Source organism: Bacillus sp. FJAT-28004 (genome assembly GCF_001280845.1).
In the GTDB taxonomy this organism is placed as follows: Bacteria; Bacillota; Bacilli; order Paenibacillales; family Paenibacillaceae; genus Pristimantibacillus.
The window spans coordinates 651677-666870 of the sequence record NZ_LGHP01000002.1 but is presented as its reverse complement, the minus strand read 5'-3'; the positions used below and the strand labels follow the sequence as shown (position 1 = coordinate 666870).

The 15194-nt window shown below is 41.5% G+C and carries 14 protein-coding genes; 5 read left to right on the top strand and 9 right to left on the bottom strand.

Annotated elements, in window-relative coordinates; translation table 11 throughout:
- Window positions 1-76: 76 nt before the first annotated feature.
- The 4 genes from AC787_RS24925 to AC787_RS34520 all read right to left on the bottom strand — a co-directional run bounded on the left by AC787_RS24925 (window position 77) and on the right by AC787_RS34520 (window position 4412).
- Window positions 77-988 (bottom strand): beta-propeller fold lactonase family protein, encoded by a 912-nt coding sequence (locus AC787_RS24925; protein ID WP_054027661.1) that lies wholly within the window; start codon window positions 986-988, stop codon window positions 77-79.
- 97 nt (window positions 989-1085) lie between these two features.
- Window positions 1086-1460 (bottom strand): hypothetical protein, encoded by a 375-nt coding sequence (locus AC787_RS24920; RefSeq protein ID WP_054027660.1) that lies wholly within the window; start codon window positions 1458-1460, stop codon window positions 1086-1088.
- 225 nt (window positions 1461-1685) lie between these two features.
- Window positions 1686-2522: an amidohydrolase family protein gene (locus AC787_RS33880; RefSeq protein ID WP_054027659.1), complete on the bottom strand. Its 837-nt coding sequence runs from the start codon at window positions 2520-2522 to the stop codon at window positions 1686-1688.
- Between the two features lie 3 nt (window positions 2523-2525).
- A complete protein-coding gene (locus tag AC787_RS34520; protein ID WP_054027658.1) occupies window positions 2526-4412 on the bottom strand; it encodes an ADP-ribosylglycohydrolase family protein in 1887 nt (628 codons plus the stop codon).
- A 118-nt stretch (window positions 4413-4530) separates the two neighbouring features.
- Between AC787_RS34520 and AC787_RS24905 the strand changes: the two genes are divergently transcribed.
- Window positions 4531-5409 (top strand): helix-turn-helix domain-containing protein, encoded by an 879-nt coding sequence (locus AC787_RS24905; RefSeq protein ID WP_054027657.1) that lies wholly within the window; start codon window positions 4531-4533, stop codon window positions 5407-5409.
- 92 nt (window positions 5410-5501) lie between these two features.
- Window positions 5502-5732, top strand: coding sequence for a hypothetical protein (locus AC787_RS24900; RefSeq protein ID WP_054027656.1), 231 nt, complete (start codon window positions 5502-5504; stop codon window positions 5730-5732).
- Here AC787_RS24900 and AC787_RS24895 read toward each other — a convergent pair.
- The 5 genes from AC787_RS24895 to AC787_RS24875 form a co-directional block, all read right to left on the bottom strand.
- Complete coding sequence (locus AC787_RS24895) at window positions 5710-6465, bottom strand: endonuclease/exonuclease/phosphatase family protein (protein WP_152970745.1); 756 nt, start codon at window positions 6463-6465, stop codon at window positions 5710-5712. The two genes, AC787_RS24900 and AC787_RS24895, sit on opposite strands and share 23 nt — an antisense overlap.
- Window positions 6466-6632: 167 nt before the next feature.
- The gene (locus AC787_RS24890; protein WP_054027655.1) at window positions 6633-7781 is read right to left on the bottom strand and encodes a Ger(x)C family spore germination protein; all 1149 of its coding nucleotides are present in this window, start codon (window positions 7779-7781) and stop codon (window positions 6633-6635) included.
- Window positions 7778-8884, bottom strand: coding sequence for a GerAB/ArcD/ProY family transporter (locus AC787_RS24885; RefSeq protein ID WP_054027654.1), 1107 nt, complete (start codon window positions 8882-8884; stop codon window positions 7778-7780). Before AC787_RS24885 ends, AC787_RS24890 begins: the two co-directional genes overlap by 4 nt.
- A gap of 16 nt (window positions 8885-8900) precedes the next feature.
- On the bottom strand, window positions 8901-10391 hold the full coding sequence (locus tag AC787_RS24880; protein ID WP_054027653.1) for a spore germination protein: 1491 nt from the start codon (window positions 10389-10391) through the stop codon (window positions 8901-8903).
- A gap of 249 nt (window positions 10392-10640) precedes the next feature.
- Window positions 10641-11156 (bottom strand): DNA topology modulation protein, encoded by a 516-nt coding sequence (locus AC787_RS24875; RefSeq protein ID WP_054027652.1) that lies wholly within the window; start codon window positions 11154-11156, stop codon window positions 10641-10643.
- Between the two features lie 290 nt (window positions 11157-11446).
- Here AC787_RS24875 and AC787_RS24870 point away from each other — a divergent pair, with 290 nt between their 5' ends.
- The 3 genes from AC787_RS24870 to AC787_RS24860 are packed head-to-tail and all read left to right on the top strand — an operon-like array spanning window position 11447 to window position 15164.
- Window positions 11447-12952 (top strand): spore germination protein, encoded by a 1506-nt coding sequence (locus AC787_RS24870; protein ID WP_054027651.1) that lies wholly within the window; start codon window positions 11447-11449, stop codon window positions 12950-12952.
- Window positions 12949-14034 carry a GerAB/ArcD/ProY family transporter gene (locus AC787_RS24865; protein WP_054027650.1) on the top strand — a complete coding sequence of 362 codons (1086 nt, stop codon included), beginning with the start codon at window positions 12949-12951 and terminating at the stop codon, window positions 14032-14034. The genes AC787_RS24870 and AC787_RS24865 overlap by 4 nt, the downstream gene beginning before the upstream one ends.
- Entirely contained in the window at window positions 14031-15164 is a 1134-nt protein-coding gene (locus tag AC787_RS24860) for a Ger(x)C family spore germination protein (RefSeq protein WP_152970744.1), read from the top strand. The genes AC787_RS24865 and AC787_RS24860 overlap by 4 nt, the downstream gene beginning before the upstream one ends.
- The last annotated feature ends 30 nt before the right edge of the window (window positions 15165-15194 follow it).

Sequence of the window (15194 nt, the reverse complement as noted above, 5' to 3'; positions counted from 1 at the left end):
GTTAGTTGAATGACTTGCCAGAAATAATAAGTAACTCAAATGCAACAAATAGTACTATTAAATTTTTCAAGACCATCTATAAAGGGATAATAGCAAGCCCCGATGCTGCATTTCCTACTTTTACCGTCTTAATAACCTTATTATCTCTGATTCTTATAACAGAAACTGTATTTTCTCCAAAATTAGCAACATAAGCATATTTACTATCTTGTGTGATGGCTACAATACCGGGTTTGATCCCCACCGGAATGGTAGCTATCACCTTGTTATTTATTAGTTTTATGACAGAAACCGTGTTATCCCCTTCATTACCAACATAGGCAAATTTGTTGTTAGGGGTTATGGCTATACCGATCGGTTTAAGTCCAACTTTAATCTTTTTTAGGATCCTTCGATTATGAATACCTATAACCAAAACATTATTATCCGTGGTGACATAAGCTAATTTGCGGTTCATCGTGAAAGCAATTTGATCTGGGCCGACGCCGGCTTTTATCGTATCGATAACCTTGTTGTTTTTCACATCAAAAATAGAAATCGTATTGCTGGCGTTATTACTTACAAATCCTAAAGTTCTAAAGCCGGACTTCTTAGGAGTAATGGTTACTCCTACCGGTTTTTTTTCAACCTTTATCGTTTTAACAACTCTTTGTTTCTTTATACAAATTACTGAAACGGTATGGTCAGCCGAGTTCGTAACATAGACGAAGTTTCGCGATGCACCTACATCCGATGGAGCTTTTCCGACCTGGATGGTACGGATAATTTTATTTGTTTTTCTTTTGATTACTTGAGCGGTGTTATCGCTTTTATTGACAACATAAGCATACTTCCTATCAGGTGTAACAGCAATCTCAAAAGGTCCACGGCCGGTCTTGATTGTTGCCTTGACCTTTGTTGTTCGGGTATCAATCACCGACACGGTATCATCCTTGAAATTCGTGACATAAGCGAAATGAAATGATGGCGAAGGTCTACATGCGGACAATGGATTAACCCTCCTTTTTTATGGCTTAATCTAAGCTATTAATATACTTAAAGGAGTGGCACGGCCATTTGGCAGCCCTCTTGTTATTGAACGATAGTTACCCGTTTCTTCCATCACTTATCTCGGACTCAACCCTAAACTCAATCCATTCAATCCCTGTGACCTTGGTTTTTGTGGTCAATCCACTAAATTCCCATTTCCCTGGTTCAGAAATGTACGGACCAGTGACCTCCCATTGATAAGCCAACTTGTGAGAGATGACTAATGCTGCGAAAACAGCATCTGTAATTTCGTCCTTATTTAAAGGTGTACTAAAAACAACATCGAATAAGGAGGAGTCCTTCCAATAACGTTCACACGAAATTAAGGTACCCTTCATGTCACATACTTCATTAAATCTTGTGAGCATCTTACTTACCTTTTCCTCTCTGTTCGCTTTAAAAAAAGCATGCCAATAAATGTATTTGTGCATATAAATCCCCCCGAACTTCAGAGCTATGTTCTTACTATTCTCCATTTATGTTTCTTGAACTATTCTAGATTCATTAATAGGACTTTGAATAAAAAAAAGAGCGCCTCTGTAATATGGGAGTTGTTAAAGGGTCTGTAGCCCTAAAATCTCACCATCAGGAGGTCGCTCATCTATGAAGTTTATGGTCCAGGATAAACAATAAAAAAGAGGTCAGTTTATTTTTCACTAAGTGTTATGCAATTTATAAAATCGCTTTGCATTGCACCCAAAGATGGCGTCATGATCGTATTGGGACAAGTTAGGAGGGAGAGACTTCAACAAAGCATCATAAACCTCTCTGTAACTGCAAGTCGTTAAACAAACAGGCCAATCGCTCCCGAACATGATCCGATCTGTTCCAAACACTTCGACGACATGGTGCACATAAGGAGCCAAGTCTTCCCAGCCCCAAGTTTGTTGGTTCGCTTCAGTGACCAGACCGGACAGCTTGCACATAACGTTAGGATAGGCAGCTATTTCGGTCATTTGCATCTTCCAAGGGTCTAAGGATTTTTCTGAGATAAAAGGCTTGGCAGCATGATCGATCACTGCCCTGAGGGTTGGAAAGACACGTAATACCTCCAATATATAAGGAAGATGGCGTGGCCTAAGCTGTAAGTCAATCGGAAACTCATCCCTGACTACCAATTCCATATTTTTCATGACCCCAGTCTGAAGGATCCATTGGTCATGTAAATCCTGCAGCATTGGTCGAAACCCAACAAAACCTTCATGCTTGCGGAATCTGGTATATTGCTCTCCAAACTCCGGCGAATCCAGATCCAGCCAGCCGACCACCCCGGCAATACTGTCATACTTTTCATATAAGGACAACATGAATTCAGTTTCTTCTAACGTGGGCGCAGCTTGCACTACAATCGTACGTTCGAAGCCATAAGATGCCAGTGTTTCATGCAGCTGTTCCGGCATATAGTCCGCATATAAAATCCCCTGTTCCGGAGTCAGCCAACCATAGTCTCCACGCGCTGTCTTCCAATAATGCTGATGCGCATCGATTCTCATCTATTACCCCAAGAGTATATCCGTATAGTAATAATAAGGACCAGGTGATGTTGTGTCCCTAAGTGCAACCGGCAAGATATACACCTCCAGAGGACAGCCATCTCTGAAAGCTTCCACTTCCAGCACATGGATTCCGGCTGCTAAAGTTAACTCTACCCATTGTTGATCAGGGGCACGATGATAAGCTGGCATGAATTCCAGCGTTTCTTTGCACTCAATCACAATCTGTCCGTTCAACTTCAGAGTAACGAGACTATTAGAAGCTGCAATGAGACGAATCTTTCGTTCGATCGGGTTGGTGAGTGTCGTTTGCGCCCGGTACCAACCATCTGCCATCAAACCATCAGAATTTAACCCAAGAGCCTTCTCCCATTCCACTCGATTCCCAGGGACATAAATTTCTGTTCCAACGCCTTTTGGTCCCCAGACGATCCATCTGGATGAGCTGACCAATGAGAAAGGCACTTTCTGAGCGGCCCATACCGCGTGGTCATGACTTCGCGTCCATCGAAAAGCAAGCTCATGGGATGCGGATGAAACCGCCCCAGCCAGAATTTCCGTGTCCCACTGAAAGGATTCTTCTGGCTGCAGGCTAATCTCAAGTGTTTTCGGCCCCTCCCATCCTAAAGGCAGCTCTAGTGCAATGTTTCCATAGATTGGGGTAAGTGAACAGTTCGTCAGCGTGAACTGCAGAGCCTTCCTTTGACCAGCTCCGATGGCTGGGCCATCAGGTCCGAAGTCGATTAATAACTTGGCGTCAGGACAGCTTTGTGTTCCATGCGGCAGCAAATAAAGATTGGATGTTACCTTTCTCTCCCAAAGCTCCCTTATCGATTCATCCACTGCTCCTGCAGTCAGCGATCGATTCCAGGATGTAGGCAGGTCGGGATGCACCAAAATCTCCGTATCCCAAGCGGCAAGAATCTGTTTACCCATACGGATGGTACGGCGAGTTAGCTCATCCAAATTCTTAGGCGCAGGGAATCCGTTGATCGGAGGACTGACAACGATCCGGTCACCAACTGGCTTCACCCATTTGTCAGGCAAACCTTCCGGTCCAAGCAGCATTCCTAATATCGCACCCAGTGTTGCAGCGGTACAATCCGTATCGTAACCGCAGTTGACGGCTTTTAATATGGCGTCTTCAAAATCTTCACCATACAACCATCCGAGGATCGTAAATGCAATATTTTGCGGAGCATCCGTGAAGTTGTCGCTTCCATGGTGCTCCAGAATGAGGTTGCGAGTATCAGTCCAGCTCTTCCCTTCCTGATGCCAACGGAGCAGATCTTTCAGAGCTTTGGCGGTGCGGCAATCCTCAGGAATATAGTTCATGCCAATCTCGATCAACCGAGTTCGGTCTTTCTCAAAGAAAATAGCGCTTTCCAAAGCGGCAAAAAACATTTCACCATATACCCCTTCCCCTCCTGCATGGTCAACAATCGCATCCTGATACGCATAGTGAGCCGCAGTTTCTGGCGCTCCAGGTGCTACCATTGCCCAAATTTCGGAACGAATAGGTGAGCCCATACAGTTGTTGAATGGATTGTTGAACCAACCTGCAACCGGCGGGATGAGACCTCTTCGCAAATTCGTCAAGGCATAACCATATTCATCAAACGGGAAAAAGACATGCTCCAACCATTCTTGTCCCAGCTCGCGGGCTGTCAATCCCGGACCATACTGCTCCAAGGCATGCAGCCATACCAATTGCAGATCCAAGTCATCGTTCTCAAGCGGACCGTCAGGCAGCTCCGGATAAAAGGTTAATTCAAGCAGCTCTTTCTTGCCTTCGACTGGTGCCCCAAGCGTCCCCCCGATATTTTTCCCCAGCCATCCTCCGTATACGATGCGATAGTATTCTTGTTCATTCAAAATACTTGTATTCAATGTGAAAACCTCCGTTGTTTGATATAATGGTGATGACTTTAGTATAGGAGCCGTTCCTTTATAGTGCCATGTACATAGTTTTGTTTTTAAATGAAAAAACATCGGAGGAAGTCATGCCATGTACTACTCTCTTTCTCGATTATCCACGTTGGACGTCAAATGGGTAGGCCTTTTCGATGCGAATAACCACCATTTCTTCGGTCAGCATCACAATCCATATTACGAACTAATCGTCATTGCCGATGGAACGGTACATTTGCAGACTGACGAAACGCGTATGACCTTGCAAGCTGGCGAGTCACTGCTTATGATGCCTTGGGAGACACATTCCGGATGGAATTCCCATGAACGACAAGGCCAATTTTTTTGGGTGCAATTTTCCTGTGATCCCGGCCTCAATGAATTCGTGCTGGACAGGGCATCCGAGCTTAATATTGTCCATGCCGAACGGACGGAGCTTAGAACCACGGAAATCCTTCATGAGGATTTGCTTGTCGTACCACGTCAGTTTCGTTCCTTAGAGCGGTATAAACTTCTCGGCTTGTTTGAAGAGCTAATGGTGACAATGAATCAACCGAAGGGCTATTTTCGATTTCATGCCACTCTATTACTTGGCGAAATACTCCGGCTTATGGCGAATGATTTTTTGAAGAAAAGTCAGTTGGACACGGCTTTCCCCACTTCTTACCTCACATTTCGCGAGCTAGTCAACCATTTGAACAATTTTTATGAAACGGACATTTCCAAAGATACGCTAGAGCGGATGCTGGATCGAAAATACGAATATCTTTGTCAAGTGTTTAAAAAATATTCTGGAACGAACATCCATAACTACATCCACCAGCTTAGAACCCAACGTGCCAAACACCTGCTGCGCAATACAGATAAAAGTGTACAGGAAATTGCCGATGAAGTCGGATTTCCAGATCCTTTTTACTTCAGCAGGGTATTTAAAAAGATCGCAGGCGTCGCACCTCAGCATTATCGGAATAAGTAACCAATGGGGTAGAAGTGGCGTAGGAGTGTGGCGATTCCATCTACCTTTGCAAACGTTGCCGCCCGCATCCAATTGGACGCGGGCGGCAACGTTTGCTGTATCATTCAATTCATTTTGAACACTTTGTCATTTTGGGCGAGTCTTCTATCGAGGATTGGAAGAAATATTTGAATGATTACACGGTATCAGCGGATTACAAAGCTATGCTCACGGAATTGTATCAACTGGTTTCCAAGCAAGCGAAAAAAAAGAATGGATGTTTGGCTGCTAGCCGTACATCCATTCTTTTTTGCATAGATGCTATACCTGCAGAGTCGCGGTAATCGGATAATGATCCGATGGGTATCTGCCGCCGTACTTGCCTTTGTCGACATTTGCTGACACGATCCGAATATTCGGCGTAACGAATACATAATCGATCGGTTCACCTTCTTCGCCGCCCATGAAACCATGATAAGTACAGCCTGGATGTACATCAAGTTCAGTGTATGTATGGCTCAGACCTGCTTGATTCAGAGTCTGGATCGTTTTGGTTTCCGGTTCACAATTGAAATCGCCTGTTAGAATCGCGGACGCTCCGCTGGTTATATTCATCTTGTCCAAGATAAGCATAGCTCCTTTTATCCTTGCTTCCTCGCTTATGTGATCAAGATGGGTATTAAGAATCAAATATTCCTGCCCGTCGATTTGCCGCAGCCTCACCCATGTGCAAATGCGTGGACAAGCGGAGTTCCAGCTTATAAATCCAAGCTGCTCCGGCCGTTCGGACAACCCGAAGGTTCCGCTTTCGACTGGCTTCAGCCTTTCTTTCTGGAAGAAGATCGCGCAAAACTCTCCCTCTTCGCCGCCGAGCCTGCCCTCCCCGATCCATTCATATTCGGGAAGCAGTGCATTCAAGCTCTCCAGCATGGGCAAGCTTCCTTCTTGCGTGCATACAACGGCTGCTCCAGACGCTTTAATCGCATCAGCGGCTGCTTCAATACGGTTAGGCCAAGCATTTTCCCCGTCCTCCGCAACATGGATACGAAGATTAAATGTCATAATCGATAATTCCACAATGATCCCTCCTATCATGAATATAAGATAAGCATATGGCGAGTTGACGGGATAATCAACCCCCTGGATCAAAGTGGAGCTTCGAACTAACCAGGACTCCATCGCTGCTGTCGTCGGTCCGGCTTCGCCCGATCATTCGATTCAACAATATTAAGTCCATAAATCAATTATTGTTCGCTTAATGGAATAACTTTGGTTCCTGAATTGAGTATTTTTATCTTTACATTAACATGAATAGGAACTTCTGGAAAAACTTCATCCCATTTCGGCTTGAATTTTTTTTTCCATTCTTTACGATGCTGTTGATAAAAATAGGACCCTATTCCCAAAAAGTCAGACTTAAACTCTTTTTGGGCTTTTGTTATTGCGGCTTCAAGTTCTTTTTTCACATTGCCTTCCAGATCCTTTTCACATTGTTGGAGAATCTTCGGTGTTATGGCTCCGATATTACCGTCGAATTGGACCATCGTAGCAGTGGCTTTCGTCGAAATGAATACTTCGGGTACCTCTTGACCCACCTTGATTTTTATTTTCGATTTATTATCTTGAAGTCTGAATACAGCCGATACAGAAGCTCCAGTGTCAGGTGCCGTTATGGATACAGATGACAATTCTTGTGTATTTTTATTTGTAATTCGTCCCAATCCTTTGCTTTCGTCCCCATCAAGCACGCCTGCCAGCTTGAAGCCTTTAAAAACAACCATATCCGACACCTTGAGCTTTCCGTCTCCATTTATTTTTATTAATGGGGCGACAGGCTCCGCTCCTTCTGCCATCAGCATTTTATTAAACTCTCTTAACCTGACCGGAAATGAAACGCCTACACGAGTTGTAGCATTAAAAAAATCCACTAACGCTTCCCCGACCAACCGCCCTGTTTTCTCGACCGGCATATTCAAAATATTTTCCGGTTTCTCCTTTGTTATGACCATAAATACGGACTCTCTTATACTGGGAGTAATAAAAAATAAATCCATGATATTTTTCAGTTGTTGTTTTGCCGCGCCTTCGCTGATAATGATTGTTGTAACATAGCCTAAAAACAGTTCTCCCGGCACGATGGTTTGTATGTTATCGAAGGCTTCCAGCACTGTTTTCCCTGTTCCTTGGACCACCTCATTGGAATTTCCTCCCTTATCTTGTTTTCGGGTCTTTATGATCTCGTAAGTCAAAAGAACTTTCCCGTTTTTATTAATATCAATACCGATTGCACGCACTAAAGCCATGTTTTCATACTCCATGTAATCCCAGCATCCGGTGCATGCAATCAGAATGACTATACTTAGAATGAGTCGAATACATTTCGAATATTTCATGTTTTCCTTAATACCGCCTTTTTTCCTTTTGCAAACATCAGGATTGACACTGTACACAGGACAACGATGTAGAATGGATATACACAATATTGAATGACCAGCATGTAATTGTAGAATGCTTGGTTAAATGAGCGTATATTCAAAGTTATTATAAATGTAGCAATCGTAATGATGATGATAAAAACCTTGGAACTTCTTTTTATGATGGATTCTGAAGCTACCCAGCTGCTATAGAAATTTCCTGATAGCTTCAATACGGTAAATACAACATAAGGAATAAATATAAAAATCTCTAGTCCTTGAATGAATTTTCCGATTGTCACTGAAAAAGCTATATTGACACCTGCAAAAGAAATTCTGGAAGCCTCTTCCGGAGAAATAGCGGCTGAGAATAAAAAAGATACGGCTCCCGGCATTAATACGACTGATACCAGTAGCCCTACAGTAAGTGAAGAAAATTGCTTCCCAGGTTGGTACAAAGATTCAACCATAATGAACATGAATAAAATAAATTCAGAATGCCCTCCTCCTGCCAATAATACAGCCTTTAGAAAGGATGGAACGTCACTGTCTAGCAGAGGGAAGATGTTTGATGAATCGAATTGGGTTATTACACCGATAACGAGAACAGGGGTAAACATTATGAAAAGTACAACAATCTCCAATGTTACGCTTAACCTGGCTAAATTTTCAATACCACTGCCCGCGATTAAAAATGACAGTAATATCATCAGAAACATGGGTACCCACATCGGTGTATTGTGCAAAACAATGGTCTTCACTAGCCCTCCGCACATCATTAACAGCAAAGATGACAGGACTATGTTTAATCCAACAAAAGGTATAACGAAAATCGTACTGACCCATTTTCCGCCAAACGTCTCAAGAATTTGGAATATGTTTTTCCCCGGATTTTTCTTCGCAACGCTCAATACCCATAGAGCAAAGCCAATATCGATAAACCCGCTTACGAACTCCGCAATCCACGCGCTTCTCCCTGCCAAACTGATAATGTAGGAATGATAAAAAAAAACTCCGCCATAAGCGCTTGCAAAGGTAAGATATATGGCTTGTAGACTCGAAATCTTTTGCTTTTGCAACATGTTCCCTGATCTCCCCTTATTTTTTGGGATCTGGCTTTCTAGTACTATCCCCCATCGCCTTTTCGTTTCCGGACAATAATCTGGGGCGTGTTCTCAATTTCCATATTGGAGCCCTTATCAACAAGTCCTTCATCAGGCTAATTTTGCCGCCATCCAAAGGATAGGAAATCGGTACGCCGAAAGAACGTAGGGTAACCAATCTCCACAGCAAAAAAAGAATGCCGATAATAACGCCAAAAAGTCCTAAAATAGTCGCTAAAAATATTAAAAGGTAATTGGTTACCCTTGTCATATTTATAAGGTTTATCGACGGCAGCGCAAAGCCTGAAATCGCAGAGATCGCAACAATGATGATCACGACAGGGCTGACATAACCCGCTTCCACTGCCGACTGGCCTATAACGACGGCCCCAAGGAAACCGATGCTCTGACCCAAACCTTTAGGCAACCTTATTCCTGCTTCTTTAAGAACATCAATCATGAAGGTCATGAGCAGTACCTCAATGACGGAAGGGAAAGGGACCTCACTTCTTCCCGCAGATATACGAATGGCCAAAGACGGGGGCATAATGGAATGATTATAGGCTACAAACGACACATACAGGGAAGACAATGTCGAAGAAAGGAAAAAAGCGCAAATTCGTAAAACTCTCATGATCGAACTGAATATCCATTTTTGCGAATAATCGTCGGGTGTCTGAAATTCCTGTAAAATCAATAAAGGTACAATGATTACAAAGGAGAAGCTATCGCATAGTATAGCTACACGTCCCTCAGCCATATTAGCGACGGTTACATCAACTCGTTCGGTCATCTTATATTGAGGCCAAATCGATAACGGATTATCTTCGGTTAGTTCAGTTAAGACGGATATCGAATGGACTATATCGATGTCGATCCGGTCTAATCTACTGCATATCTCTTCGATAATTTGGGGTTTGGCTACGTTTTTCAGCCAAACGATTCTTACTTTCGTATGGGAAGTCCTTCCTAACTCCATCTGTTTAAACATTAAGTTTGGGGAAGGCAATCTCAATCTTAACAGGTTAAAATTTTTATTAATATTTGTTGTAAACGCTTCATTTCCACTCTGTATGGAGGGCTCTGTTTCAGATATTTCACCTACTTCACGCTTTAATAATGGTATAACTAAAGCAAAATCTGTATCATTACTTGTTAATGCAACATGACCTGTAAGGATAGCTTGTACGAGGTGATCTTTTTCGTTCGAACTATAGACATTCGCTACAGAGATGACTCTTGATTTAATAATATCCATTAACTCGGCTGAAGTTAGATCACTTTCCTCCGAATTTCTGTCCTGCAATCTTTCGATTATATATTTGTTAATCATTTCATTTTCAATTAGATTTTCTATGTAAAAAACATTTACTTCAGCTTTCCCGTTCAAAACGGGTATATTTCTTGAAACGAAATCAACATCTTCGCAAAATGCATCTTTTAAATATTCCTTTAAACGCATCTTATTTTCTCCATTAAAAGACATCGATGGTATAGCCTCCATTATTTTTATAAAAAAAGTATTTGTGTTTTAGGGATTTAATATTCTTTCCTTTCGATTTTTAGTGATTCGTCCAACTGTTTTTCTTGTTCATTTTGCTTTTAAATTTTTGTGAAAAACCTCGTAAAATCTTTTGATAGAAATTAAAAATGCAGCCCCAACTTTATTGGGACTGCATTTAATTTCACCGGTTCTAGGTAATACTTACCTTGTTTGCATTACACTTGTTCCCCGTTAGTTGATTGAATTCACTTTCTCCAAGAAATCTCTAACGTCTTTTGGGTACTTTAGAATGATGACTTCTTTTTCATTTGAAATTCCATGAAGTTTTTCTAAAATCTTAGGTTTTTGTTTTTCAGGATATTCCCAAACCCACTTCAAAAATTGTAGATTGATTCTTTCTTCGCAGCCTTCTGCCATGTCATTCCTCTTTTTATTACGGTACTGCACTCTTCTCTTCAACACACGGTAGATACATACCCATTTAGACAAATCAAAAAAAACTATCGTATCAGCAGCTTGCAATCTAATATCGATTGTGCCGCCGTAATTACCGTCGATAATCCAACTCTCACGACTTACGAGTTCCTCTTGAACCGTTTTTTGTTCTTCTTTGGGCGTACCTACCCATCCCGGTTTCCAAAAGATTGCGTCTAGATGATAGACTTCTATTGCTAAAATATCTCCTAACTTTTGAGCCAATGACGACTTTCCTGACCCGCCAGAACCTATCAGTACTATTTTTTTCATTAAAACCCCCTGCTTTCTTCAACTAGCAGTTTTAATTTATGAGCATGTAGATGATTAACTTTTAGGATAATAATTTCATTCACCTTAAACCATCTCCCCAAAATCTTCTCTAACCTAAATTCTTCAACTATACTGAATTTTCCTGCCCGTTAGCTTAATGACGCTCGCTTCGTCAGTCTAAGACTTTATTTTCTCAAGGAGACTAGATCCTCCCTCCAGTATTTATGGAAATAATTGTTGGGATACTTGTTAATAATAAGTAATGGTTATTAACAGAGGGGGATGATTACATGAAATACTTAAAAAATAGAACCCTAAAATCATTGGAATCTGGAACCCTTACCATTGATTTGAAATCTGGAGAAATCGAACTCAAAATCGCTCAAATTCAAGAACATTTATCTCACACTGAGGACCTACGGATTCAAATGCACGTATTTAACAATCAACCTTGTGCCTTGTTATATTTAGAAGCCCTTGTAAACACGGAGTTAATTCAAACCAGTATTATTAAGCCTTTGCTGGAATCAAACTCAGGAGATGTTGAACAGTTTGTGAATTCAGTCGAAGTTGCGAAGTCATCGAATGTGGTTCAGATAGGCAAAGGTTTACTTGATGGATTTTGCGTTGCTGTCATGGGGAATGATTCAGCCGCAGTCATGATGCCAGTCGCACAATCGCAAGGCCGATCTATCAAAGAACCAAGTAACGAACAAGTTATTAAGGGGTCACATGAAGGCTTTATCGAAAGTTTAAGCACTAATATTTATTTGCTCCGCAATCGAATCAAAAGCCCAAAATTGAAGGTGAAGTACCTCACCTTAGGCAGTGTCACGAATACGAAAGTAGCTGTCATTTATATGAATAACATAGCCGATCCCAAGATCGTTGAGGAATGTTTGAAAAGGATTTCGGCTATCGATCTTGACTATTTGTATTCCGTTGGCAACATTGATGAGATGATCGAAGAACACCCACTTTCTCCTTTTCCGCAAACGATGCAGACCGAAAGGCCGGATCGGGCAGTTGCTTATCTCATAGAGGGGAAAATCACTGTAGTCGTTGACGGCAGCCCAAGTGTTTTGGTTCTGCCCATTACTTTTTTTTCGTTTTATCAATCCCCCGATGATTTTAACAGCCGATGGCTTATAGGCTCATTTTTCCGGATTATCCGATTAATTAGTTTTATTATGGCCACTTGTTTACCAGCGATCTATATTGCTATCGTGACGTACCATTCCGAGGTGCTTCCTATCGGAATTCTTTATTCCGTTAAGGTTTCTTTAACCTACGTTCCATTACCGCCTATTTTGGAGGCGCTCCTCATGACAACCATTCTTGAATTGCTGAAAGAAGCAGCAATCCGATTACCTTCTCCCATAGCCCAAACGATTGGTATTGTCGGGGGATTAGTCATAGGCACGGCTGTAGTGGAAGCCCAACTGGTTTCTCATACGATGATTGTCGTTATCGGATTAACGGCGATTGCCTCTTTCGCAACCCCAATAAACGAGTTTGGAACCAGCTTAAGGATTTTGGGCTTTCCAACCATGCTTGCCGCAGCTTTGTTTGGCTTTTTCGGAATTTCCATCATGATGATGGTCATCTTCATTCATCTATGCAAGATAGAGACTTTGGGAATACCTTATTTCACACCATTTGGTCCTTTTCACGGGAAGGGAAATTTTAAAGATATTTTTCTAAGACTTCCGATATGGATGGTCAATAAAGACTCGCAAAACGGGAAAAGCAGTCCATTTATACAGTCATTTTTCGGGAGGTGGAAGCGATCTTGAATAATACGATAAGCAGATCCCAATTGTTTTTCTTGATCATCAAAACACAAATTGGAATCGGCCTCTTATCCTTGCCTTCGAAAACACAAAGTTCGGCTAAAGGTGATGCATGGATCTCTGTTCTTGTGGCTGGGGCTGCCATTCAGTTATTGCTTATCGTATACTCGCAGCTTCTTAAAAAATTTCCCAATCACACCTTAAGTGATATTACGGTACGAGTGTTTGGAGCTTATATCGGTAAAACGCTAAACCTCATTTATTATGTTTTTTTTATTCTCATAGCGGGTTACGCGAGTACGCTCTATGTCCAGTTGGTTCAAACTTGGATGCTCGCCATGACACCCGGTTGGGTTCTGCTCCTGCTCATCATAGGGACTGGCTTATATCTGGCTCTTGAAAATTTGCGTGTTATTGCAAGATTTTTTGTATTAACATCTGTACTATTCGGTTTGTTGATCCTGATCAGTTTTTTAAATTTTAATAATGAGGTGCAAGTTTCAAATATTTTGCCGATAGGTGAATCAGGTTTTGCACAAATTTTCAAGGGCAGTGAAAAAACTTTTTTTTCCATGCTCGGTTTTGAAGTGATCCTTTATTTCTCTGCCCTAGTTCAAAACAATCACAAAGGTTTGCTTCGTGTAGTCTCTTTAGCTAATTGCTTTGTCACATTATTTTATGCTTATTTTGTATTCATTTGCCTGATTGGATTTAGTCCTAAAGCATTAGAACAAGTGAATGAACCGGTTTTGTATCTCTTAAAAGGGTTATCTTATCAGCTGTTTGACCGCATGGATCTAATCTTTTTAACGATTTGGATTGTTCCAATGACCGCCACCATCGTTTCTTATCTGTGCATAGCCGGAAAAAGTCTAACAGCAAAACAAGGTTCTTATCGGAAGCTTATATGGATCAGCGGTTTGCTTGTCTATCTAATAGGGTGGTATTTATCTACATTGGAAAATATTGATTTATTCTATAAATGGTTGCAATACGGTTACCTTATTATGATTGCACCGGTGCCCATTTTGTTGTGGTTGGTTTCCTTCCTGCTAAAAAATAATGAAAAGGTTGGGTCAACTTGAGAAAAAAATGTTTTCTTGCTGTCTGTATTGGATTACTATCAATGGTCCTAACGGGGTGTTGGGACATTCATTTGTTAATCAATAAAAAGATGATAAACGGGATTAGCTTTGATGCTGCTAAAGATGGCAAATTGATTGGGACGGTTAGTGCCGTCATTCTGAACAGTAAAGGCAGCGGTCAATTCGATGTGAAGAGTGAAGTGATTCAAGCAACCGGGGATTCCGTTTCTAATGTTGGTTCTATCATTGATAGTATGCTTCCAGGTACCATAGAGGCCAGCAAGACTCATGTTGTGATCATCGGTGAAGATTTAGCGAAGCGTGGTATTATGTCCACTTTGGAGTTTTTTTACCGGTATCCTAAGGGGTATTTGACATCGAATGTTCTAATTAGCAAGGGATTAGCTTCTGAAGTGTTATCATTTGAAACCGTAGAAAATAGTCCTGCCGCTTATAGCATTAAGCAAATGGTTGATGGATCAGAAGGCAAGACGATTGTTCCGAATCAAAATCTATTCACCTTATGGAGTCAAATCACTGACCCGGGTGTTGATGCGATTCTGCCCATGATACATCAAAATAGAAATAAAGCTTTAGTCGTGGACAGCATCGGATTATTTGATGGAACCAAATTTACCGGTGTGTCATTGTCTCGTGAAGAAAGTACAATATTATTGCTTTTAATGGACAAGCTGAACAAACATGCATTTTTGGATATACCAATAAAACAGAGCTCTGAAGAGAGCAAACCTAAAGAAACGACAGCTACATTTGAAGCGCGGAAAGTAAAAAGGGCATTTAATGTGTCTTTTAATAAAAAAACGCAAGAAATCGAATGTTCATTAAAGATTGACCTTTATGGTGCGATTAGCAGCTATCCGACCGGTATGGGTCAAAAAATCGATCGCGAGCAGCTAAATAAGGAAATGTCCGCAGTACTGAACAAACAAGCAGCAGAAGTTGCAAACAAATTGTTGGAAGCGAATTGCGATGCTCTCGGAATCGGTAGAAAGTTGAGAGTAAAGCATACTGAGCTATGGAAAAACATCGACTGGAAAAACAAGTACAAGGATGTGCAGTTGAAGCCAAGTATTCAAGTTCATATAACAAGTACAGGCGTCATCCACTAAGCAGACAAGATTAGGTGATCTTGGTCATTT

What these genes read in the sequence shown, in the direction of transcription:
- AC787_RS24905 (WP_054027657.1), top strand. Translation starts at nt 4,531, where the DNA reads ATGTACTACTCTCTTTCTCGATTATCCACGTTGGACGTCAAATGGGTA.
- AC787_RS24880 (WP_054027653.1), bottom strand. Translation starts at nt 10,391, where the DNA reads ATGTCTTTTAATGGAGAAAATAAGATGCGTTTAAAGGAATATTTAAAA.
- AC787_RS24875 (WP_054027652.1), bottom strand. Translation starts at nt 11,156, where the DNA reads ATGAAAAAAATAGTACTGATAGGTTCTGGCGGGTCAGGAAAGTCGTCA.
- AC787_RS24920 (WP_054027660.1), bottom strand. Translation starts at nt 1,460, where the DNA reads ATGCACAAATACATTTATTGGCATGCTTTTTTTAAAGCGAACAGAGAG.
- AC787_RS24890 (WP_054027655.1), bottom strand. Translation starts at nt 7,781, where the DNA reads ATGAAATATTCGAAATGTATTCGACTCATTCTAAGTATAGTCATTCTG.
- AC787_RS24870 (WP_054027651.1), top strand. Translation starts at nt 11,447, where the DNA reads ATGAAATACTTAAAAAATAGAACCCTAAAATCATTGGAATCTGGAACC.
- AC787_RS33880 (WP_054027659.1), bottom strand. Translation starts at nt 2,522, where the DNA reads ATGAGAATCGATGCGCATCAGCATTATTGGAAGACAGCGCGTGGAGAC.
- AC787_RS24885 (WP_054027654.1), bottom strand. Translation starts at nt 8,884, where the DNA reads ATGTTGCAAAAGCAAAAGATTTCGAGTCTACAAGCCATATATCTTACC.